Here is a 22,813-nt window from a genome sequence, read left to right as displayed (position 1 = left end):
GCAGCCTTTCGCAACGCGAAGGGCTTTGCTCAAAACAGACAAAGGATCACTGCAATGGCTTCCATGTCCAAGGACTTCACGCGCCTGCTCAATTCCCTGATCGATCAACAGATCAAGGCCGCCGGGCGCCAAACCGAATGGTTCAACATGAGTGCCGACGAGCGCGCCGCGTACATCGGCGAGGTCGGCGAGCGCCTGCTGGATATGCAGCAGAGCACCCTCAGCGTGCTGGCCGCCCAGCACTTTCAGATGCAGGACAACCCGGTCTCCCTCGGCGACCAGTTGCAGACCCTGCAACAACGGCGCAAAGAGATGAACGCCATCGCCGACACCCCGGCCACCAGCGCCTACAAGCAGCAGCTGGACCGCGACATTCTGTTGTACAGCCGGCAGGACGCGGCCGTCAGCCGCTATGACAAGACCTGGACCAAGGCCCTGGGCGTGCTCGGCTCCGCCGGCGGGAAAAAACCCGACCTGAAGGGCCTGACCGCCGATGGGCCGGCCAAGCAGGGCAAGCTCGCCAAGCGGATCAAGGGCCTGGAGCAGCAACTCGAGGTGCAGGTGGCCGACACCACCTTCAGCCAGACCTACGTGAACCTGTTCTCCGAGTTGCAGGCCTACAAGGAGGTCAGTGCCCGCTACGACGCCTTGCTCAAGGCCGCGCCCAAGCAGCAGGCCGCGAGCCTCGCAGCGCTGGCCAAGCCGCCCCGGGCTTCCGACGATCTGCCGGTGAATATTTCCCTGCTGATGATGGAAGAACGCCCGGGCTACATCCGCATGAACGTGGCGCTGGTCAATGCCAGTACCGACGGGCGCTTCAAGGACTTCTACCTGGACGGCGGGCGGCTGGTGGTGCCCACCGATGGGGTGCTGAACTTCTCCTTCGGCACCGCGGCCCGTTCCCTGGCCTGGCAGCAACAGTACCGGCTGAAGAACGAGCCGCCGTCCATGCGCTCACCGACCTATGCGCCGATCCGCTCGGTGCTGGTCAAGACCGGCTTCGTCGAGCAGTACTTTGCCCACCACCTGGTGTCGGAAAGCTCGTTGCGCGAAGGCTTCAAGGCCCAGGTCCTGAGTGACGGCCACACGCTGCTGCTGACCAGCGTCGATCGCAAGGTGCCCAACCAGGTCGGGGTCCAGGTCTCGGGCCAGTCGCCGAGCACCAGCTTCCGCCGCGAAGTGCCCCTGGGCAGTGCCTTGAGCGAGCTGATCAACCAGAACGCCGACATCACCAGCTTCCAGACCATCGGCCTCGAAGACTTCCGGCAGAACAGCTACCAGCCGGACCGCGACGGGGTCTTCGTCAACATCCACGAGCTGGAACGCTCGGTGGGCTTCACCGAGCGCCAGTACCTGCTGGAAATGCCCCAGGGCGGCGAGTTCCGCGCCGCCACGCCGTTTGCGCTGATGAGCGTCGACGGCGACAAGGTCAGCAGCAGCCACCTGAGCAAGGCCCAGACCAAGGCCCTGTACCAGTACAACGCGGCGTTTTTCGACAAGCTGGAACAACTGCGCGACGGTGGCACCGAGGCCAGCCGCCTGTTCGAAGGCAGCAGCGAGCGCGCGAACTTCATCCAGCAACTGAGCCGCCTGCTGGAGCGCAACCACATCACCCCGGCCGGGGTGCTGATGCCGCAACACATCCGTGCCAGCCTGCGGGATATCAAGGGCAACAACCTGAACAAGGTGCTCTGGGAGCAGTCCTTCGCCGCGTCGGTGTGGCAGAGCCGGGATAGCGACGGGCTGCTGTTCGGCCTGGCCGACAAGCTGGCCCAGACCCCGGCGCTGGCCAAGGTCCTGCAGGGCGGTTATGTGCAGAGCGACATTGCTCAGGCCAAGCTGTTGCTGGCACCGCTGTATGAGCAATGGCGGGCGCAGGCGTTCGAGACAGAAACTCAGCGGGTCGCCACTGCCAACGCCGAACAGCACCCTGGCAACCCCAAGGTGCATGTCTTCGATCAGGTGGCGGTGGAGCGCGCCCTGGACAGCAAGCTGCTGAACCTGTTGTTGCGTGGCCCCGCAGGGCTGGAGGCGGGGGATGCCCAGCTGCGCCCCGGGGTCGAGGCGCAGTTGGCCGGCGACCAGGGCCGCAGCCTGCGCAAACAGGCACTGTTCCATGCCCTGCGGCCGGCGGCCGACAGCTTTTCCAAGGCTGCGGCGCCGGTCAATGGCCACCCCGAGCTGGCACCGCCCACCGGCGCCGACAAGCTGGTGATCAACAACCGGCTGAATCAGCCCGACCCGTACCTGATCCTCAACACCCACCCGGAGCAGGCCCAGGCTGCTGGCACATTGCTGATCGAGGACGACAAGTACCGCAGCTACAACCAGTTCCGTCCCGACCCGGCGAATCCCGCCAGCCGCTACATGAGTGACCTGGACACGCCGTTCGTGGGCGGTATTTCCGGAACCACCCAGACCGTCAGCAACGTCTTGCCGGAATTGTTCGGCGGTGCCCTGAGCGTCAAGCAGTACTGGCAGTTCCAGATGGCCAACGCGGCCTTCATGATCCGCAACGGCTATCACTCGTTCTTCGAGACCCTGTATGTGGCCGCCCGTTATGAACCCCAGGGACCGGACAGCATTGGCCCGGACATGCTGCAAATGTTCGACCGCTACCGTGCCGAGGGCAGTACCCAGGCGCTGCAGGGCCAGTTGTACGACGGGGTGATGGAGCGCGTCCTGCCGATCGTCAATCAAGGCCTGCCAGCCAGCGAGGAGTTCCATGCGCCGCGTTTCACCCGCGTCGGGCCAATGCCCGCGCTGCTGGGGCAGGCGGCCAAGGACCTGCAACTCAAGGTCGGGCTGGCGTCGCTGGGGGGCGGGGCACCATCGCGCCAGGGCAGCGCCGACATTCAGCAGTTCAGCGCCGACCCTGTACAGTTCGCCAAGACCCACACCCTCAGTGCCGAGGCCCTGGTCAAGTCGGGGCGTTTGCCGGCCCAGGGCAATGTGCAGTTGGTCAAGGTGGCGCCGAACCTGTACGAGCTCGAATACACCGAGCATGGTGCCAATGAGATTGCCGCCGCCGGCAACAGTGCGCCGGCGTATTTTCTCGGCTACAACGGCCCCAACCAGAGCAATGACGCGCCGGCCTATGTGGACATTCCCAAGCATGGCGCCGAGGGCAGCTTCCTGTTCACCGGCACCCTGTCGGGCTGCTCGCTGGTGGTGACCAGCCTGGACGCCAACACCTTCCGGGTCTACCACGACGGTCGGGTCAACAGCTCGCTGCTGTACGACAACGTGGTGATGGCCGTGGACTACAAGGACTATCAGGTCGCCGGCACCGCCGAGGGCCTGGCCGCAGCCTACATGCAGTATGTGGACGGCCAATGGCAACTGGTGTTCCAGCGCCAGGAGTACCAGCGTGAAGGCCAGATGGTCTGGCCGAAGTTGCGCGACGGCGCAGAACCCCTGGCGATCCAGACCGCCGACACCCAGGTGACGGAACGCAACCGGAGCGAGTTCGCCGCCTACCGCGAACAGGTGCACCAGAACCTGAAGAAAGTCGCGGCGCAGTTCGGAGTATCGGCTGACGGGGTGGCCGACGGCGTCTACCGCGACGGTGCGTTTGCTCCCGAGCATCCGGCGATCGCCGCCTGGAACCAGCTGCGCGAAGCGGTGCAGGCCAAGGTCAGCGCCGATATCCAGCAACTCTCCGAGCAGCGCTATCAACTGCAGGAGCAGCGCCGCACGGCCGGCGACAAGGCCCTGATCGACCAGCAGATCAAGCAGATCAACCTGACCCAGGACTACTACCGGGCGCAGTACGATCCGGTGCTGCGCGAAGCCGGTTCGGTGGAAAAGACCTGGCTCTGGCAGCAGATCAAGGCCAAGGACGGCACCGGCGCGGTGGTGCGCACCGACGATACCGCGATCCAGGGCTCGGGCGAGGAGCGGGCCAGCAGCGTGGGCGAGCGTTATGCCACCGCCGAGGCCTACCAGCGGGGCGCGCGGGGCACGGCCTTCAGCGATGGCCTGCGGGATTTTCGCCAGACCAAGATTCCCGGGGTGGACGACAAGATGTCGTCCCTGGAGATGAAGCGGCTGTTCCTCGACGGCCAGCTCACGCCCCAGCAGCGTGGCGCCCTGAGCGGACGCATCAGCGAGACCGCCCAGGCCGAGTACATCGACAAGGTGCTGCGCCAGACCGCGGTGTTCAGTGAAGACTTCCGCACTGCCGGCAGTGTCTTCAGCCAACTGGCGCCCCAGGACTTCTACCTGTCGCTGGTGGGCGACCGCTCCGGTGGTCGTTGCTACCCCTTGGTCCGGGCCATGGCCGTGGCCCTGGCCAGTGGTGGCGAGGCGGGGGCCAACAGCCTGGTGCAGAAGCTGTTCCTGGCGTCCGCCGACCCGCAGGCCGGCAGCTCGACCTTGCTCAAGAACAGCCTGATCCGCCTGCACTCCAATGTCGACGCGGTGCAGGCGTCGACCGAGGTGGGGCAGCTCAAGCTGTCCGAGGTGGTGGCGCGGCTGGCCGCCAGCAAGGGCACGGCGATGTACGCCCTCAATACCCAGAACCATTCGATGATGGTGGGCAGCACCTCGACCGCCGAGGGCCAGCGCTACTATTTCTACGACCCCAACGTGGGGATCTTTGCCTTCGACTCCACCAAGGGCCTGTCCCAGGCCATGCAGCAGCACCTGGTGAAGCGCAACCTGGCCGCGCACTACGGCTCGTTCGGCAGCAAGTCGTTGCCGGCCTTCAACCTGATCGAGATCGACACCGGCAAGATGGCCGAGGTGCCGGTGGGCAACGGCCTGAACGTGGCCGATCTGTCGCGTCCCGAGGAGCTGGCCGGGGTCATTGGCCAGCGTCGCCAGGTCGAGCAGGCGCTGGACGCCCGCCAGCGGGTCAGTGAAGACCTGCGCCTGGGCGCGGCACTGACCACCTTCGACGCCGAGCAGTGGGGCGCGCGCTTCGAAGCCGCCAGCACCCGTCTGGCCCGGGAGAACCAGCTGGGCAGCCAGTGGATACCGATCATCGCCACCTCCGAGAAAACCCCGGAGGGTCGCTATCAGGTGCAGTTCATCAACCGTGACCAGCCTGAGCGCACGCAATTGCTGACCACTCACGATGACACCTTTGTCGAGTTCCGCCATTTCGTCGATGAGCACATGCGGGTGTTCAATGAGCACTTCACTCTGGAGCATGGCCAGATCCGGCCCCGCGCCGGGGTCGGCGAAGCACCCGCGGTGGATGGCCTGAACGCCGGCTTCGCGGTACAGACGCTGATCCAGTGGTTTGCCGACAAGAACCGCAAGGACGCAGGCCAGGGCACGCTGTCGCCGGACCTGGCCACCGCGTTGAAGATCCACAGCTACCTGGGCCTGGCGCAGATCGGCCATGGCACCGTGCAGGATGTGGCCAATGTCACCAAGCTGGTGCAGACCGCCTTGCGCGGCGAAGCCATGGCCGCCGAAACCTCACTCAAGGACTTTGCCTCGACCCTGGGGCACACGGTCAACGAAGGCGCGGGCCTGTTGTTTGGCGGGGCCATGGTCGGCCTGGATGCCTACGAGCTGGCGCATGCCGAGAACGATGTGCAAAAGGCCGTGTTCGGCACCCAGCTGGCGTTCGATTCGGCAAGTTTTGTCAGCGGCGCGGCGGGTATCGGTGCCGGGCTGATCGGTGCCTCGACAACAGCGGCGGTGCTTGGTGGCGCGGGGGTGATTCTCGGTGGCCTGGCGGTAGGGTTCACGGCACTGGCCCAGGCCTTTGGTGCGGTGGCCGAAGATGCCAAGGCAGTGGGGCGTTACTTCGACACCCTCGACAAAGCCTACCAAGGCAACGGCTATCGTTATGACGAGAAACAACAGGTGCTGGTGCCGCTGGCCGGGGCGGTGGTCAAGCGCCTCGACCTGCGGGCCAACGAGGTAGGTTTCGACAGCCAGTACATATACCGCACCCATCACGGCTCCACCGGTTCCGGGGCGATCAACTACTTCTTCTGGGCCGGGGACTTTCCGCGGATGATCCACGACCGCGCCCAGGCGATCGAGGTACGCAGCGGCATTGGCCACGGCGACAAGCCGCCCAAACTCGAACACGGTGACAGCAGGACGGTGATCCTGCCGGGCACGCCCAAGTCCTACATCAGCTACGAGTACATGATCCTGCCGGGGGCCACCACCCGGCATGACACGGGTTTCGATGTGATTCGCAAGCTTGAGCAGGACCGGCGCTTCGACTACGACTTCTACATCTTCCCGAGCGAGGAGACGATCCGCCGCATTCACCAGGAGTACGTCGAGACGCCGGTAGAAGTGCTGCTCGATGGGCACAACCGGCAATTGGTGATACCGCAGCTGCCCAAGGAGCTGTACGGCTACCTGCGCTACGACATCCAGGGTGCAGGCGGCGAATACCTGATCGGCCTCAACGAAGGCACCGAGGTCAGGCTCAGCAACGAGGCCGGCAGTCAGCCGTCACGCTGGATCATCGACAGCAGCCAGCTTGAGAGCGACAGCATCAGCGTGGCGAAGGACCACTTGCTGGTGGGTGGGGTCAAGGTCAAGCTCGATCCGGCCCAGAGCGGGCAGGTGCTGCTGGTCAACGCCAAGGGCGAAGTGCGTGCGGCCGATTTTGCCAGCCAGACCACCTACGTGGTGAAGGAAGACGCCAGCCAATGGCAAGTGCCCGAGCACCGCATCGAACAGCACCTCAAGGAGCTGGCCCAGGCCCATCAGCTGCACGGCCAGTACGTGCTGGTGGAGAACTACAAGCACGGTGAGCGCAATGTCGGCCGGGCGTACTACGACGTCGCCAACGACCGCATGCTGTTCACCGACACCGATGTGCAACAGGCGCGCAACGCTCAGTTGGGGGCGGTCATCGGCGAGCATGCCTACTTCGTCGATGCCGAGAACGCCGCCGCCTGGCGCGTCGATATTGCCAGCGGCAAGGTCGATGCGCAGTTCGCCCCTTCGTTCAACCAGAGCGCCGGCCAGATCAGCCGGTTCTGGCAAGAGGGCGATGCGGTGTATCTGGCCCGCCGCTATCAGCTCAAGGAGCGGGAAGCCGAACTGAGCTTCCGTATCCTCGGTGACAAGATGGAGCTGGTGGGGGTGGTCGGCGATGAATCGCTACTGCAACTGTCGGCAAGCAACAGCCAGCATGGCAAGGACGCCAAGACCCTGCTCAATACTTTGCTCAAGGGCTACGAGGCTCAGGCCACCCAGCGCGACACTCCGGTGTACAGCCTGGGCGCGTCCCTGCTGGAGCCGACCGCGGCAGAGCTGATCACGGTGTTTGGTCTGGATAACGCCAAAGTCGCGCACCGCTACTGGGTGCGCAGCAGCGACGGCATCGTGATCAAGCCGAACCTGGCACCACCGGCCGGGCAAGCGCCGCGTGCCGATGCCCCGGGTCAGGCGCAAAGCGCCTGGCAGATTCCGGCGGATCTGGTGTTGGCGGGCAGCCTGGCGCAGCCCGGTGGCCAGGAAGTGTTTTATTTCTACAGCAAGGCGCAGCAGGTGCTGTTCCGCCAGGAAGGGCCGGGGCAGAAGGTGCTCGATGCCGGCCAGCCAAGCGCCTTGCGCCTGACCACGCCGCCCCTGGCCAATGTGCTCAATCTCAATGGCCATCTGCTGGCCGTGACCGAGGACGGGCGCGTGGCGCGGGTCGAGTCCTCGGGACGTCTGAGCTACGAAGCGGTCAACGAGCATTGGCTCAAGGGCCGTGCCAACTGGTGGCAGGACCTGGCCAGTGTCAACGGCAGCAACGCCACCCTGGCGGTATTCGGAGCCAAGGCCGGCGATGGCAAGACGGCGCTGGCGGTGTGGTACCACAACGGCCAGGTGGTGGTGGCTGCGACCGAGCTGCAAGGCAAGCCGCTGCAGTTTCTCGGCTTCGACAGCGCCAGCTCCAGCGCGCGGCTGTTCGAGCCCGAGAGCGGCAAGCTGTACCTGCAGGCACCGCTGAGCCCCGAGGCACTGCAAGCAGCCTTTGGCGGCGATGAGGTGCTTGAGGCCTCGGCGCAACTGCCCACGGCCACGCTGTTGCTGCCCGAGGTGCCCCTGCGCTCGGCCGTCCAGGTCGATGCCGGGGTGCGCCTGACCACGCGGCAGGGGGAAATCCTCTTGCGCACCAATAACGGCGATGTACAGCTGGTGGCGGTCGACAAGGGCTGGCAGCAGGCGCATGCGGGCAATCTGCCCCAGGCGCTGGCGGCAGTGACCGGCCAATGGGGCGCCAAGGGCGTACTGACCCTGCATGGCGCCGAGACCCAGGGCTGGTTCGATATCGCCAGCGGGCGCTTGTATGCCAGCAACGACATTCCTGCCGCCAGCGACTTGCGCTTTATTGGCGTGGAAGCCGGATCGCCGCGCTCGGCCTACGTCTACAGCCCGACCGAGCAGGCACTGTACAAGGTCAAGGAAGGGGCGGCGGTGAAGCTCGGCCACTACGGCAATGTCGAACGTATCGGCTCCTCGCTGCTGCTGCAGGGCATGGCGGGGGCTGACGCTCGGGATGACCTGGCGCCTCCCCTGATTGCCGGGGTCGACAGCGTGGTGCTGCACGGTGGCAGTGCCGACGATACCTATCGCCTGAGCCCGGCAATGTGGGCGCACTACCGCACGGTGGTGATCGACAACGACGATCCCGGCCTGGCCCTGGATCGCCTGTTCCTGCCGGTGGCCGATGGCAACAACATCCTCGTCAGCCGCCAGGGCGAGGACGTGTTGCTGACCGACGTCGGCAGCGGCAGCGCCCTGGTGCTGCGCCAGGTGCTAGGCAACCAGGCTGCGGCGCATCGGCATCTGCAGATCGAGCTGCAAGGCGACTCATCGGTGATCACCGTCGACCATCTGCTCAAGGGCTTCGCCCAGACCGGGCTGACTCAGGGCGGCTTGTTCGAGCTGTCCTCGCGTGAGAGCAAGCCCGTGGCGGACAGCAATGCCATCGACTCGGCGGCGGCGCTTGAGGGCCCGAGCCTGGCCAAACTGAGTGGGGCCATGGCGGCCTTCGCCGACACCGGCGGTGCTCGCGAGCACCTGCCACAAAACCGTCAGGCCGCGCAGGCGGTGCTGGTGCCACCCCTGAGCTGATCGCACGGGAGTCATCACAGGAGGGGCGCAAAGCCCCTCCTGTCTCCTTGTTCCAAGTACATTTTTCCCCTTGTGTAGAAACCGACCATGATCAAACCGATGATTTCGCGGCAGCGAGCCCTTGCCGGCTGCCTGCTCGCCATCCCATTGCTGGCGCAGGCCGCCCAATACCCGCCCCAGGCCATGCCCAGTGATCTCTGGCGGGTGTACCTGGATGCCCGGCACAACAACAGTGAACTGGCGGCGGCCCACGCCGACCAGGCCGCCCGTGCCGAAGCGGTGCCCCAGGCCCGGGCAGGCCTGCTGCCGACGCTGTCGGCCAGTGCCGACCTGAACGCCACCAGCACCTCCCTGCAACAGCCACGGCAAGACACCCGGCGCAGTGGCACCAGCTACCAGGCGGTGCTGAATCAGCCGATATTCCGTGCCGATCGCTGGTTCACCCTCAAGGCTGCCGAAGCCGAAGACCAGCAGTCCCAGCTGGAGCTGGCCGCAGCCGAGCAGAAACTCATGCTCGACAGCGCCTTGGCCTACTTCGGCCTGCTCAAGGCCCAGGACGCCCAGGCGGCGGCCAAGGCTGAAGAGGCCGCACTCAAGCGCCAGCTCGAGGTGGCCGAGAAGGGCTTGCAACTGGGCTTGTCGGACCGTACCGATGTACTCCAGGCCCAGGCCGGGCATGACACCGCACGGGCCAACCGGATCGTCGCGCAGAAGCAGACCGACGATGCCTTCGAAGCCCTCGACACCCTGACGCACCAGCAATACCAGGCAATCCAGGGGCTGCGCCACGACATGCCAGTGCTGTTGCCCGAGCCCAACGACGCCCGGCGCTGGGTGGACACCGCAGTGCGCCAGAACCTGACACTGCTGGCCAGCCAGCAAGCCCTGGAGGCGACGCAGCAGACCCTGAGCGCGCGCAAGGCCGGGCACGCGCCGACCCTGGACGCAGTGCTGCGCTACCAGAGCGGTGACAACGACACCCAGGGTTACGGCAACAGCGATATCCGTGGCAACGGCTACGGTGGCAATGTCGAGCAGCGGACGGTCGGACTGCAGTTGAACATTCCACTGTTCAGTGGCGGCCAGACCCGTTCGCAGGTGCGCGAAGCCCACCAGCGGATGAACCAGCGCGAGTACCTCAATGACGGTTTGCGCCGGCAAGTGGTGGAGCAGACTCGCAACCTGTATCGGGGCCTCAACAGTGGTGTTGATCAGGTCCACGCGCGGCGCCAGTCGATCATCTCCAACCAGGGCGCGGTGCTGGCCTCGCAGATGGGCTTCCAGGTGGGAACCCGCAATATCGTCGATGTGCTGGAAGCGCAGCGCCAGCTCTACAACGCCGTGCGCCAGTACAACAACAGCCGCTATGACTACATTCTCGATACCCTGCGGCTCAAGCAATCGGTGGGCACATTGTCGCCCCAGGACCTCAAGGCGCTTTGTGATTACCTCAAGGCCGACTACGATCCAGACCTCGATTTTCTGCCACCGGAGTTTCCACGCCGGCTGGCAAAGCGCTGACCGGGCCTGGCAATGCCCCAGGCAACTGCCGGCGGGCACAGGTTTTTCAGGTAAAGGGGGACGCGGTTGTACAGGTTATTGGACTTCTTCGACAGCCACAGGCGGTGCTGTTATGCCCTGGGTGTGGTGATCGCAGTCGGTGCTGCGGTGGCGCTGGGCAACTACTACCGGGTGCAGGTCGAGGACGTCTACCAGGCCAGTATCCAGATGCAGACCCAGGAGCAGGCGCAGGACCTGCAGCAATGGAAGTCCAGCGGTTTTGCCATTGGCGCGCTGTCGATCCTGGGCCGGCACAACCCCGCGCTGAAACGGGTGGTGCTGGAGCCCGAACCCTCTGCAGATCTGATGGAGCGGGCCAGCATGCCCCTCAAGACCCTGTCCATGGTGGTGGGGGCCAACCATGCGTTCGTCCTCAACCGGGACGGCGTGGTGGTGGCGGCCCATGACCATCAGGGGCGCACGCCGCTGGGGCAGAACGTGGCCTTCCGGCCCTATTTCAAGGTGGCGCTCGCAGGCGGCAGCAGCGTCTACGGGGCAATCAGCGTCACCACTGGCACCCGCATGTTCTACATGGCGGTGCCGATCTTCGAGTCGCGCACCCGCCAGGACCAGGTGATCGGGGTGCTGGTGGCCCGTTTTGACGGCGACATGCTCGATGCCAGCCTGAGCAAGCAGTACAGCGACGACCTCAAGATGATCCTGTCGCCCAGTGGCGTGGTGCTGGCCGCCAGTTCCCCGGACTTTGTGCTCAAGTCCGAGCGGGCCTGGCCGTGGAACGAGTTCACGGGCGCGATCCGCCGGCAGTTCAGCGATTATCCGTTTGCCAACGGGGTGCCCGAGCGCCTGCCGTTCGATGCCCATCAGCCGGTGGTCAGGCTGGACGGCCGCCGTTACAGCCTGTCCCGGGTGGATTTTGACTGGAATGACCCAAGCGGTCCGTGGACCCTGATTACCCTGGGCGACCTGGATGCGCTGCTGCCGGGCGAGCAGGTGCTGTTGATCAAGGGCTTGAGTGCCGTAGTGTTTTTACTGTTGCTGTGGGGCGGCCTGCGGCGTCTGGCCGATGCCCGGCGGCACAAGCGCGACGTGGCGCAGATCGAGCAGAGCGAACAGCGCCTGGACATGGCCCTGCAAAGCGGCGCGCTGGGGCTGTGGGACTGGAACCTCAGCCTGGGCACGGTGATCAACAACGATGTCTGGTTGCAGATTCTCGGCTACAGCAAACAGGAAATGGAACAGGCCTTCGGCCATGGCCTGGAGCGCTGGACCTGTCTGGTGCATCCGCACGACTACGAGCCGGTCATGGCCCGGCTCAAGGCGCACCTCAACGATGAAGTCGGCGAGTACCGCGCCGAATACCGCATGCGCAACAAAGACGGGCAATGGCTGTGGGTCCTGGACATCGGCAAGGTCATGCAGCGCGATGCCAATGGTGAGCCGACGCGGGTCACCGGGGTGTTGCAGGACATCAGCGAGCGCAAGGCGGTGGAAACGCAAATCCAGCAATCACGACGCGATGCCGAGCTGGCCACCCAGGCCAAGTCGGAGTTTCTCGACAGCATGTCCCATGAGATCCGTACGCCGCTGAACGCGATCATCGGCATGGCCCACCTGGCACTGGACTTGCCGCTGGAGCGGGTGCAGCGCGACTACATCGAAAAGATCGACCGTGCGGCGAAACATCTGGTGGGCACCATCAACAGCGTGCTCGATCTGTCGAAGATCGAAGCCGGCAAGCTGAGCATGGAGCAAGTCTGCTTTGACCTGCGGGAACTGGTGGACGATGTGTTGCTGTTGGTACGCCAGCGTGCGGAGGAAAAAGCGCTGCGGCTGTACCTGGATATTCCGGCCTCGCTGCCAGGGCGTTATGTCGGTGATCCACTGCGCCTGGCCCAGGTGCTGACCAACCTGGTGGACAACTCGATCAAGTTCACCGAGGCCGGCCATGTCTGTATTGGCGTGTGCCTGGTGCGACAGTGGGGCGACAAGGCCCGGCTGTGCTTCAGCGTCACCGACACCGGGGTGGGCCTCAGCGATGAGCAGCAGACCCGTTTGTTCAATGCCTTTGTCCAGGCGGACCTGTCGATCAGTCGGCGTTACGGCGGCAGCGGCCTGGGGCTGACCATCTCGAAGAAAATCGTGCAGATGATGCAGGGCGACATAGAAGTACGCAGCAAACCGGGGCAGGGCGCAGTGTTCAAGTTCAGCGTGCAGTTGGGCATGCCGCAATTGCCGCTGCAAGCGCCATCTACCTCAAGCAGCGCCACGCCTGCCGTACCAGCGGTTACCGGCGCGGGGGTTCTGTGCACGAGCAACGACTATGCCCAGCTGCTGGCGGGCACGCGGGTGCTGGTGGTCGAAGATAACCGGCTCAACCAGGATGTGTTGCAGGGCTTGCTGCAGCGCGTCGGCATACAGGTGCTGCTGGCGGCGAATGGCGCCGAGGCCTTGCGCCTGTTACTCGAAGGAGGGCGCTTCGACGCTGTGCTGATGGATTGCCAGATGCCGGTCATGGACGGCTACGGCACGACGCAGAAGATTCGCGCTTATCCGCACCTGAAGGCGCTGCCGATCATCGCCGTGACCGCCAGTAGCCAGGCCGATGTGCAGGGCAGGGCGCTGGCTGCCGGAATGAGCGACCTGCTGAGCAAGCCCCTGGAGGTTACGGTGCTCTATCGGACCCTGGTGCGCTGGATCAAACAAGTGGAAATGCCGGCGGCGCAGACTCCGCCACCGCAAGCCGCGAGCCCCCGGGGCATGACCTACGAGGGAATCGACAGCGTGCTCGGGCTGGCGGTGGTTAACCAGGACCTGGCGCTGCACCAGAAACTGCTGGCGGATTTTCGTGATACCCAGCAGCAGATCATCGAGCGCTTGTGGCGTGCCCATGCTGCTGAGGACCTACCCGTGATCGGCTTTCTTGCCCACAGCCTGCAGGGTACCGCCGCAAGCATTGGCGCCACGGCGGTCAGGCAAGCCGCCAGGCAATTGGAGGAACACTGTACCGGGCAGGCTGACCTTGCGCCGCTGATCCAGCAGTTGGCGCAGTGCCTTGCGCCGGTACTGGCCGGCCTGGCGTCGCTGCCGGCGGCGGGCGATGAACGTGCTATGGAGAACCAGGGGCTGGACGCTGAGCTGATGCCCAGGCTGGAGCAGCTGGCGAACCTGCTGCGCACCCATAATGCGCAGGCTCTGGCGATGATCGATGAGCTGTACGAGCAACACCCGGGCGCTGCCCTGCGGGCCATTCAGGAGCGGATATACCGGCTGGAATTCCAGCAGGCCCATGATCTGCTCGTCGACTTGCGCACGCAGCAGAGCTAGCCAGCACTCTGAGTCAGGGCCAGATAGCGGGCCATGCGGTCCGTGCAATGCTCGACCAGACATTGATGCAAGGCGCGTAACGACGAGGTGATCTGCGAGCGGTGCGATACCACCAGGCTCAGCGGCGCAGCGTCGGACTGCCAGCCAGGCAACAGCGGCAGCAAGCGACCGGCGAGCAAGTCTTCGATGACATTCAACAGCGGCAGATTGACCACGCCGTGGCCGGCCAGTGCCCAACGCCGTGCGGCATCGCCATCATCACAGCAAAAATGCCCCTGTACAGCTACGTCCTCGACCTTGCCGGGCGCATGGAAACGCCAGCGGCTCTCCGGGCGGCCAATGCTGTGGCAGATGATGCACTCATGGGCACTCAGCTGTTCCGGCGAGTCGGGCTCGCCATGCTCAGCCAGGTAAGCGGGCGCGGCGCAGGCGATAAAGTAATGCTGCTTGAGCACCGGTAGCTCGACCAGGTCCAGCGCCAGGCTTTTGCCATAGCGCAAGGCGGCATCGAAGCGGCCCTTGAGCAGATCCTCTTCCTTGTCGCTCAACGCCAGCTTGATATGCATTCGCGGCCGTTCCTGCTTGAGCCGGGCGAGCATATCCAGCAGCAGATTGCGGCCCAGGTCGGAAGACACCGTAAGCTCCAGCATCCCGTCATCGTGACTCAATGAGCGCTTGCCGTTGGCCAGGATCTTCAAGGCGTGCTGCGCACTTTCCAGGTAGCGCGCACCCTCGGGAGTCAGTTTCATGGTGCGCGTGGACCGCGTGAACAGACGCACGCCAAGACGGTTTTCCAGGCGCTTGAGCCCCAGGCTGGCGGCAGCCGGGGTGATCGACATGATGCGAGCGGCGGGCGACAGGCCCTGCAGTTCGGCAATCAGAATGAACAGCTCCAGATCTGCGAAGTTAGGCATTGGCGAGGCTCACAGTCCGTTCAACGGTCGAGAAAGGTCTGTGAAGACCTCAGCAAGGCCGCCGAGAGCGGCTCCGGACCGCCGGCGATGCATTGCTCGAACCCCGGCTGCTGGTACATCTGGCGCATGGCTTGAGCATGGCGACTGGAGAGGTCATCGGTACTGGCTTGGAGCAGGTTCAAATGGTAGTTCAGCGCAAGGGCGAACAGACGGGCCGAGTGGGGGAGTTGCTCCCACGTTGCCGGGCTGCATGGGCCCTTGAGCACGGTTTCGGCGTGGGTGATTTTCCAGGCGAGGTTGAGGGTGCGGTCTTCCGGCTCGGCGTGGGCGAGAATCTCCTCAATCAGCACCCGACTGTGGGCCAGCGCCTGATCGATACGGCTGCCCGGCTGGTTGAGGCCCATCAAGGCCAGGCAGGCGGCGCTGCGAAACGCCGCGGAGTCGCTCTGGGTCACACTGCCGTCGAGCAGGATGGACAAGGTATCGAGCAGGGCTTCGAGGCGGATCTGCCGATTGCCGGCCAGTTGCAAGGCCAGGGCGCTGATAAAACCGTCGCGCATGTCACTGCCGGCCGAGGGCTCCGCGACGGGTTGCAGGTCATGCAGGGGTTTGTTGCGATAACCCAGTTGCGTCGCCACCCGGGCCAGCACCACCGGAGGCGAAATCGGCTTGGCGATGTAGTCGGCGGCGCCGAGCAGCAGGCCCATGCGTTCGTCTTCGACGCTGCTGCGCGAGGTCAGGAAAATCACTGGAATGGTCGCAGTCGCCGGGTGGCTCTTGAGCTCGCTGAGCACCTGGAAGCCATCCATCTCGGGCATCAGGATGTCGAGGATGATCAGGTCGGGGCAGGCGCTGCGCGCCAGTGCCAGACCACGCTCACTGCTCTTCGCCAGCAGCACTTCATACTCGGTCGTCAGGGTTTTCGAGAGCACGATCAACGATTGCGGATCGTCGTCGATCGCCAGGAGGGTATAGGGCTTGGGAACATGCTCTGCGGGCATGACGAGGGGGCCTGAACAAGATAGGGCGGCAGTCTATCTTATTTTGGCGACACCTAGCGTGCTGCTTGCCAAGTCAGCGTCCACACCAGGCGCAGCAGGGCATGCACTGCTCTCTGAAACATCTCTGAATCAAGATCAATCGTGCGCTATTGATGACCCTTAGCTGCGCAGTGCCTGATCGAATAGTTAGTCTTCTGCAGAAACCAAGAGAGCACGGAGTTGAGCCTTTAGTTGACCCTCTGAAATATAACTCAACTAAATGGTTATTTAGTTTAGTTGTTTATAAAATCCACATTGCAAGGGCAGGGTAGTTTGTATGGGCGCTGATGAATTTGATAAAGGGCAGATCAAAGCTATCCTATTACTTCCAAAAACGTGTTGAACATCTGGGCAGGAGCCAAAAAACATGACAGGGGAAGATCTGATCAGGGCTATAAGAAATAACAATACACTCATGGGGCTGAATGATTGTCCTTCCGTGCCAGTTCAAATGAGCTGCGCTGTTTACGGGAAGGTGCAAAATGACATTGGCAATGATGTCATTAAACGTACTGACAAGAACATGAATGAAAAAATCAATCAGGCACTTATATTTCTTGGTGCGCATTCGGAGACAGCTGTTTGGCACTTTAGTACGGGATCAAAAGTTCATCACTTTGTCGTTATTCCTTGGTACAAGCAGTCAGCCCCTCAGGGGATAGTCTATACGGTGTTCATGGCCTACGAGAAACAATACATGGTGGTTAACTATGTAGAGCATAACAATCCAGCTCCTGGTGAGGTTAAAGGCTACAAGACAGTTTGGACAGCAAACGACCTAAGAACCATGCTCTCTGACTTACTCACTAAGGGCAGCGCTTGGCAAGAATATTTCGGTAATGTTGGACCCGCCCATGCAGATGCAGTCCACTACTTTAAATACAAGATAACAACACTAAACTCCGCAGTTGCCAACGTGAGTCAATACAGAGAGCTCTGTCGGTAGGCTACTTGAGCATCCAGGCGACTGCCTCACGCTTGGCCTGCGGTTACCCAAAGCCCACCTTCAGTATTTCGATGTGCCGGTGGGCCTTGGCCTGGAGCTTTTTGAGTCTGGCATTCTCCAGCTTGATCTTTTGCAAACGTTACGAATTTCGAGAGAGGCCGCTAGGTGCTCACCGACTGCTGGTATCCGTATGAGTCAAGCAACTGGAATTTTCCGATCCAGTGCCAGTTGAGTTCTGGATTGGCTATTACAAGGAACAGAGGACTCAGGATTGGTTTGCCCTAGATCACATTGCTGAGGCCTAGGCACGAACTGCAGCAAAGTGATCTAGGCATGGCTTGAAATCTGTCGCCACAGCCCCCCAAACAGCCATGATAGTATTCGCATAATGTATATTATGTTAAATAACAGACTATATCAGATGTGTTCATGTGCTTCGTAAGACCTTGATTCGACAAAATTGCTTTTGCCGTCCTGCGCCAATCGCGATTTGAGTGGAAAGTCCCCCTCCAAGCCCCTCAACCCCTTGAGTTCGAGGCAATCGGTACACACCAACTGACTTATCACTTCGTGGTATGTGCTCGCTGCGCCTTTGGCACCAAATGGCAAGTTTCCATCGGGGTGTTCTTATAGAGTTTGAAAAGGTAATGCGAACTTAAAAATGCCGTGAGCTGGCCCAGCGCCGCCGCCGTGTCTCGGCGGACTTCTTGTCCGGCACGCTTCTGGCCGCAGCATCCTGACTCACCCACACAGCTAGGCCATCATGGAGAACGCTTATGAGTAGTGGAACCCCCAACCGTACCTGCACCGGTACCCTCACCACCTCGTGCCGGCTGGTGCTGGTCGACACCAAGTACAGCATCAGCGACGCCAACTGGACCACCACCCCGCCGACCTCGGTGCCGGCCAAGACTGCGACCACCGTGTTCGTCGCCAACGGCAGTACGCCGACCGGCGAGGTCACCTACCAAGCCGAGGACGGCACCCGTTTCATCCTGCAGTTCAGCATGAACGGCACCAACTCCGCGAACATCCTTGGCGTCGGTGGCAGGGTTTCGTCGTACAAGTACGACAAGACCTTCCCCAGCACCGGCGACATCATCACCGTCTCCTACTCCCTGTTCAACATCTGAGAGGAAGCCCGTCATGAGCTACACAATGTCCGTGGACCGGGTGATCCAGCTTGCCCGTTGCGACGATTTCCCCGAGGCGAAGATCCGCGAGATGTTCGCCCAGTACAACGCCACCGAACTGCCCCTGGAGATCCTGGCGACCCTGCCGATCCCGCTCCCGGTGAAGGTCTTTCTTGCCCTGCAGGACGAGTTCTTCAGCGAAGCGGAATTCCGCGAACTGTCGCTGGCTTTCGCCAAGCACGCGGCCAGCAGCGACCCGGCAGTGGAAAGCAACCACTTCGTAAGCAGCGTCATCAGCGCCTACGAACAGGCCCTGTTGGAGACCCGCAGCCTGGCACGTGGCGTCGCCCTCAACGCCAATACCCGGCAACAGGTTGAGGGCTACCGCGGTGCAGTCAAGGCGTTGATGGAACCCATGACCCAGGCGCTGCGCAGTGGCAACGGCGCGCCGTTAAACACCGTCGCCGCCTATGAGGCGGTGTGGTTCGCCGGCTACGAGCACTACGGCATTGCCTGCCGCAACGCCGCCTCCTGCTCGGTGGCCGCGGTGCCCAAGGTGAAAGCCGACGCTGCCCTGCAATGGGTGCTGGACAACGCCGTCGCCGTGACCCAGGCCCGGGCGGCCTGACATGGCCAGCACCAGCGCCGCCCTGAACGTCGCAGCCGCGCTCGCCCGGCTGCGTCGCGGTCCACTGCTGCAAGCCACGGCGGGATCCTCCGCCGTGGTTGCCTTTCCGCCCCTGGAACAGATGCTGCCGCACCGGCCGCCGTTTCTCCTGATCGACCGTGTCCTGGCCTGGGCCCCGGACGACCATGTGCTGCACGCGCAGCGCCGGGTCGATCCCGAGGATCCGGTGCTCGGCGGGCATTTCCCCGGCAACCCGATCTACCCCGGGGCGCTCCAGGGCGAAGCCATCGCCCAGGCCGGCCAGTGCCTGTTGCACATGGTCAGGGGCTGCCCGGCGCAACCGCTGGACGTCCTCGCCACGCGGGTATTCGGCGCCCAGTTTCTTGGCCAGGTTCGCCCTGGCGACATCATGGACATCGAGGTACGAATGCTCGACGACAACGGCATGCTGGCGGTCTTCGGCGGGCGCATCAGCGTCGCCGGCGCGGTGCGCAGCGTGGTGGTGATGGAGGGCTGCCATGTCTGAAACGCCCCATGTGGTAGTGACGGGGATGTCAGTGCTCACCGCCCTCGGCGAGGACCCCGGCAGCCTGCTCGACAACCTGCTGGCCGGGCGCTCGGGCATTCGCCGCTGGAGCAGCTTCGACCGCGAGATCGCGACCAAAGTCGGCGGCAGCCTGGAAGGCTTCGATCCGCGCCCCCGCCTTGCCGCCCTGGCCGACAGCCTGACGGATGCGTCGCGCCTGCGCCTGCGCCGGGCGAGCAACCGCCTGCCCTGGTCCACCGCGCTGTCGGTGCTGATGGCCGGGCGCGCCTGGCAGGACGCCGGGCTGTTCGACCTGCCTGCAGACGATGACGGCGAAACCGCGATCATCGTCGGTGGCCACAACATCGGCCAGAACTACTGCTACAACAATTTCCGCCAGTTTGAGCAGAACCCCGACCATATCGACGTTCAATACGGCCTCGCCGGGCTGGACTCCGACCATGCCGCCGTGGCCTCGGAAGTCCTCGGTATCCGTGGCCCCAGCTACAGCGTCGGCGGTGCCTGCGCCAGCGGCGCCCTGGCGCTACGCGCGGCGTTCAACGAGATCCGTTTCGGCGATGCCGAACGGGTCGTGGTGCTGGCCCCGGTGCTCGACTACTCGCCGCTGGAGCTGCATGCCCTAGCCCTGATGCAGGCGGTCAGCCAGCGCTCCTTCAACGATCACCCTGAACAGGCAAGCCGGCCTTTCGACCGCCGCCGCGAAGGCTTCGTCCCGGCCCACGGCGGCGCCTGCCTGATCCTCGAACGTGCCGACCTGGCCCAGGCCCGCGGCGCCGGGCCGCTGTGCGAAGTCCTCGCCGTGGCCGCCCGCTCCGATGCCAGTCGCCAGCCAAGCCCGCAGGAAGGCGGCCAGACCCGCACCATCCAGGCCGCCCTGCGCGAAGCCCGCCTGCAGCCCGGCGATATCGATTTCATCTGCGCCCACGCCACCTCGACGCCACTGGGCGACCTTACCGAGGCGCGCTCGATCCGCCGGGTATTCGGTGCGCACCTGGACCGGCTCAAGGTCAACGCACCGAAATCCATGCTCGGCCATACCTGTTGGTCGGCGCCGCTGGTGGAGCTGGTGGCGGCCATCGCGCAGATGCGCGCCGGGCAGTTGCACCCGACCATCAACCTCGACGACCCCGACCCGGAACTCGACTTCGATGTCTGCGCCGCCGGCGCGGTGGCGCATCCGGTGCGCTACCTGCTGAAGAACGCCTTCGGCTTCGGCGGCAACAACTGTGTGGCGATCCTCGGTCGCTGGGAGCCTCGTCCATGAATTTCCTCGTCACCGGCGGCAGCCGCGGCATCGGACGGCGCATCGTCGAACAGGCGCTGCTGGCTGGCCATGATGTCGCCTTCACCTGGAACAAGGGCGCCGAGGCCGCCACCGCGCTGCAGCGCCACGCGGCCGAGATCGCCCCGCAACGACGCTGCCTGGCCCTGCGCCTGGACATGGTTGACGACGCCGCCATCGATGCCGTCTGCGAAGAGGCCGACCAGTTGCTGGACGGCATCGATGTACTGGTGGGCAATGCCGCGATCAACCGCCCGAGCCTGGCCGTGTCGCTGCCCGACGCCGACTGGCGGGCGGTGATGGAAGTCAACCTGGACGGCAACTTCCGCCTGTGCCGGACCCTGCTGCCGGGCTTCATCGCCCGTCGCCGCGGGCGCATCGTCCTGCTCTCCTCGGTGGCCGCCCACGGCATGAGCGGGCAGATCGCCTACAACGTGTCCAAGGCCGGGCTGATTGCCATGGCCGCGACCCTGGCCCGCGAATACGGACGCCGCGGCATCACCGCCAACGCCCTGGTGCTGGGCCTGGTGGACACCGACATGAGCCGCGAGACGGCGGCGCCAAAAACCTTCGAACACTGGCTCGGGCAATGCCCCAGCGGCCGCCTCGGCACGCCGGACGACGTGGCCCAGGCCGTACTGTACCTGGCCTCCGACGGGGCCGCCTTCATCAACGGCCAGGCCATCCACCTCACCGGTGGCCTGAACTGGGTGCCATAACAAGGAGCGACGCAATGCACGATATCCACGAGACGGTTCGCGAAGTGGTTCTGCGCCATACCGAGACCGCCCTGGCCTTCCTCGACCTCGGCCCGATCGACACCCAGTTGCGCTTCGACCACCTCGGCGCCAGCAGCCTGGACATCATCACCATCGTCTCCGACGCCATGCGCGAGCTGCGCATCAAGGTACCGGTAGAACAGCTCAACTCGCTGTCGAGCATCGACGCGCTGATCGACACCCTAAGCGGCGCCGTGGCCGCCCGCGCGAGCGCCTGAGTCATGGCCTGGTCGCTGGAGATTCACCACGTCGATGTGAAGAAGGCCGGCGACGCGACCCTACGGTTTCCCGCCAGGCTTTTGAAAACCACCACCACCCCATCCTCTGGATTGGGATCGTCAGCGGTTTGGGCGGCGAGGCTAAGATGGGCCGGGAAAACTAGGTCTATGAACATCAATCAATGAACAGTTGCATTCATTTCGAGAGCATTGAGTCAGCAACCTCAGGTCCGCGTGCTGCTTATGAACATCTGACATCGCCCACTTGTTAAATACCAGGTCATGTCATGGATGTTCACGAGCTGCCTAAGCCACTGATTCTGTCAGCGTCGCTAATTAAACGGAACACCCCGCCTTCATCTATATGATTGAATTTAAAGAAAAAAATCATGGTTCGTATGAAAACACTACAAAGTGGTCGTTAATTCACCGGAAACCGGGGCTGTAAATCCGTACGCATTCACAATGCTGTTGACGTATTTCCGGTTAATTTCTGTCGTTTTTCCGGTTAATGGATGGTGTCTTTCCGGTGATTTAGATGCACGTTTTTGAACGCTGATTTCCTCTAACCCTTGTATGGCCTGCTTTACGAGCAGTTTCGTAGGTGAAATATTCGGAAAATACATTGACGATGGTTTGCGCGTTTTCCGGTTAATTACAGAGTGCCCCTCACTAACAGATTTATCTAATGCCACTGTTGGTTCAATCATGCCTACTATCAGCCTCTTGAAATGAGCATGCCTTGAGAACTGGGGTTTACGGTCCGACGTCCAGTGGTGGACTATGACTTTGTTTGCACATAGGAGCCTACTATGGCAGCGCATCGGGACACTGCCTTTCGGGAGCAGCAAATGCTTGAGATCGCTAAGAAAGCGATCCTCGGTTGGTGTCCGGTTTTGTAGGGGCGAGTCCAGCTTGCATCGCCGAATGGCCGCTTCAAGCCAGGTGCAGACTCTGAACGTTTCGACTTCTACGGTGGGGACTATCGGTGGACTGACAGCTTGACCTTGCGACTAATCCATGCGGAATTACGGGATATCTATACCCAAGACTTCTTCGGGATACTCCACACATTTTCGCTCGGGATGGGTAAGTTTCGATCTGATATCCGGGTGTTCAACAGCCGCGACGATGGCCAGGCCAAGGCCGGGAAGATCGATAACCTGAACGTAGGCGGGATGTTCAGCGCGGCCTCGACGTTCCGCAGTGACAACGAAACACGAATAAACATCGACTACACCATCAAGATCTGGTGAACCAGTTGGCCTTCCCCGCCCTTAACTCCTGCTGTGCACCCAGTCGCACATAGCGCGCAGCTAGCGGGATAATGGCCCTCTCCCCCACACGCTTCATAGGATAACCCGTACCATCAACGCTAATCGGCTGCCGGGGAAGCTCGTTGGTCACGACGATTCCGAAGCCATGCG

At 63.1% G+C, this 22,813-nt stretch carries 13 protein-coding genes and 1 pseudogene; 11 read left to right on the top strand and 3 right to left on the bottom strand.

Features of this window, described 5'->3' with window-relative positions; genetic code table 11:
- Positions 1-54 precede the first annotated feature (54 nt).
- The 3 genes from GV819_RS06500 (at position 55) to GV819_RS06490 (ending at position 13,899) form a co-directional block, all read left to right on the top strand.
- The gene (locus tag GV819_RS06500; RefSeq protein ID WP_161754671.1) at positions 55-9,054 is read left to right on the top strand and encodes a TcdA/TcdB pore-forming domain-containing protein; all 9,000 of its coding nucleotides are present in this window, start codon (positions 55-57) and stop codon (positions 9,052-9,054) included.
- 87 nt (positions 9,055-9,141) lie between these two features.
- Entirely contained in the window at positions 9,142-10,575 is a 1,434-nt protein-coding gene (locus GV819_RS06495; RefSeq protein ID WP_161754669.1) for a TolC family outer membrane protein, read from the top strand.
- A 78-nt stretch (positions 10,576-10,653) separates the two neighbouring features.
- Positions 10,654-13,899, top strand: a complete 3,246-nt coding sequence (locus GV819_RS06490) for an ATP-binding protein (protein ID WP_161755267.1) — start codon at positions 10,654-10,656, stop codon at positions 13,897-13,899.
- Here GV819_RS06490 and GV819_RS06485 read toward each other — a convergent pair.
- Both GV819_RS06485 and GV819_RS06480 read right to left on the bottom strand, forming a co-directional pair.
- Positions 13,896-14,813: a LysR family transcriptional regulator gene (locus GV819_RS06485; protein ID WP_025127304.1), complete on the bottom strand. Its 918-nt coding sequence runs from the start codon at positions 14,811-14,813 to the stop codon at positions 13,896-13,898. The genes GV819_RS06490 and GV819_RS06485 overlap by 4 nt on opposite strands.
- A 20-nt stretch (positions 14,814-14,833) precedes the next feature.
- Positions 14,834-15,814, bottom strand: a complete 981-nt coding sequence (locus GV819_RS06480) for a response regulator (RefSeq protein WP_161754667.1) — start codon at positions 15,812-15,814, stop codon at positions 14,834-14,836.
- Between the two features lie 406 nt (positions 15,815-16,220).
- On the opposite strand from GV819_RS06480, the gene GV819_RS06475 reads away from it, so the two are divergent.
- The 7 genes from GV819_RS06475 to GV819_RS06445 all read left to right on the top strand — a co-directional run bounded on the left by GV819_RS06475 (position 16,221) and on the right by GV819_RS06445 (position 21,386).
- Positions 16,221-16,799: a hypothetical protein gene (locus GV819_RS06475; protein WP_161754665.1), complete on the top strand. Its 579-nt coding sequence runs from the start codon at positions 16,221-16,223 to the stop codon at positions 16,797-16,799.
- 776 nt (positions 16,800-17,575) lie between these two features.
- A complete protein-coding gene (locus GV819_RS06470; RefSeq protein ID WP_161754663.1) occupies positions 17,576-17,932 on the top strand; it encodes a hypothetical protein in 357 nt (118 codons plus the stop codon).
- Between the two features lie 13 nt (positions 17,933-17,945).
- Positions 17,946-18,560: a hypothetical protein gene (locus tag GV819_RS06465; RefSeq protein WP_161754661.1), complete on the top strand. Its 615-nt coding sequence runs from the start codon at positions 17,946-17,948 to the stop codon at positions 18,558-18,560.
- 94 nt (positions 18,561-18,654) lie between these two features.
- Positions 18,655-19,086 (top strand): 3-hydroxyacyl-ACP dehydratase FabZ family protein, encoded by a 432-nt coding sequence (locus GV819_RS06460; protein WP_161754659.1) that lies wholly within the window; start codon positions 18,655-18,657, stop codon positions 19,084-19,086.
- Positions 19,079-20,371, top strand: coding sequence for a beta-ketoacyl-[acyl-carrier-protein] synthase family protein (locus tag GV819_RS06455; protein ID WP_161754657.1), 1,293 nt, complete (start codon positions 19,079-19,081; stop codon positions 20,369-20,371). The genes GV819_RS06460 and GV819_RS06455 overlap by 8 nt, the downstream gene beginning before the upstream one ends.
- Positions 20,368-21,108: an SDR family NAD(P)-dependent oxidoreductase gene (locus GV819_RS06450; RefSeq protein WP_161754655.1), complete on the top strand. Its 741-nt coding sequence runs from the start codon at positions 20,368-20,370 to the stop codon at positions 21,106-21,108. Before GV819_RS06455 ends, GV819_RS06450 begins: the two co-directional genes overlap by 4 nt.
- 14 nt (positions 21,109-21,122) lie before the next feature.
- The gene (locus GV819_RS06445) at positions 21,123-21,386 is read left to right on the top strand and encodes an acyl carrier protein (protein WP_161754653.1); all 264 of its coding nucleotides are present in this window, start codon (positions 21,123-21,125) and stop codon (positions 21,384-21,386) included.
- 407 nt (positions 21,387-21,793) lie between these two features.
- Here GV819_RS06445 and GV819_RS06440 read toward each other — a convergent pair whose 3' ends face one another.
- Positions 21,794-22,096, bottom strand: a complete 303-nt coding sequence (locus GV819_RS06440; protein WP_161754651.1) for a hypothetical protein — start codon at positions 22,094-22,096, stop codon at positions 21,794-21,796.
- A gap of 240 nt (positions 22,097-22,336) precedes the next feature.
- Here GV819_RS06440 and GV819_RS06435 point away from each other — a divergent pair.
- Positions 22,337-22,642, top strand: a pseudogene (locus GV819_RS06435) (OprD family outer membrane porin); the annotation flags it as partial.
- Positions 22,643-22,813 lie beyond the last annotated feature (171 nt).

It is taken from the genome of Pseudomonas sp. Fl5BN2 (assembly GCF_009908205.1).
Taxonomy (GTDB): Bacteria; Pseudomonadota; Gammaproteobacteria; order Pseudomonadales; family Pseudomonadaceae; genus Aquipseudomonas.
This window is presented reverse-complemented; position numbering and strand designations above follow the sequence as displayed.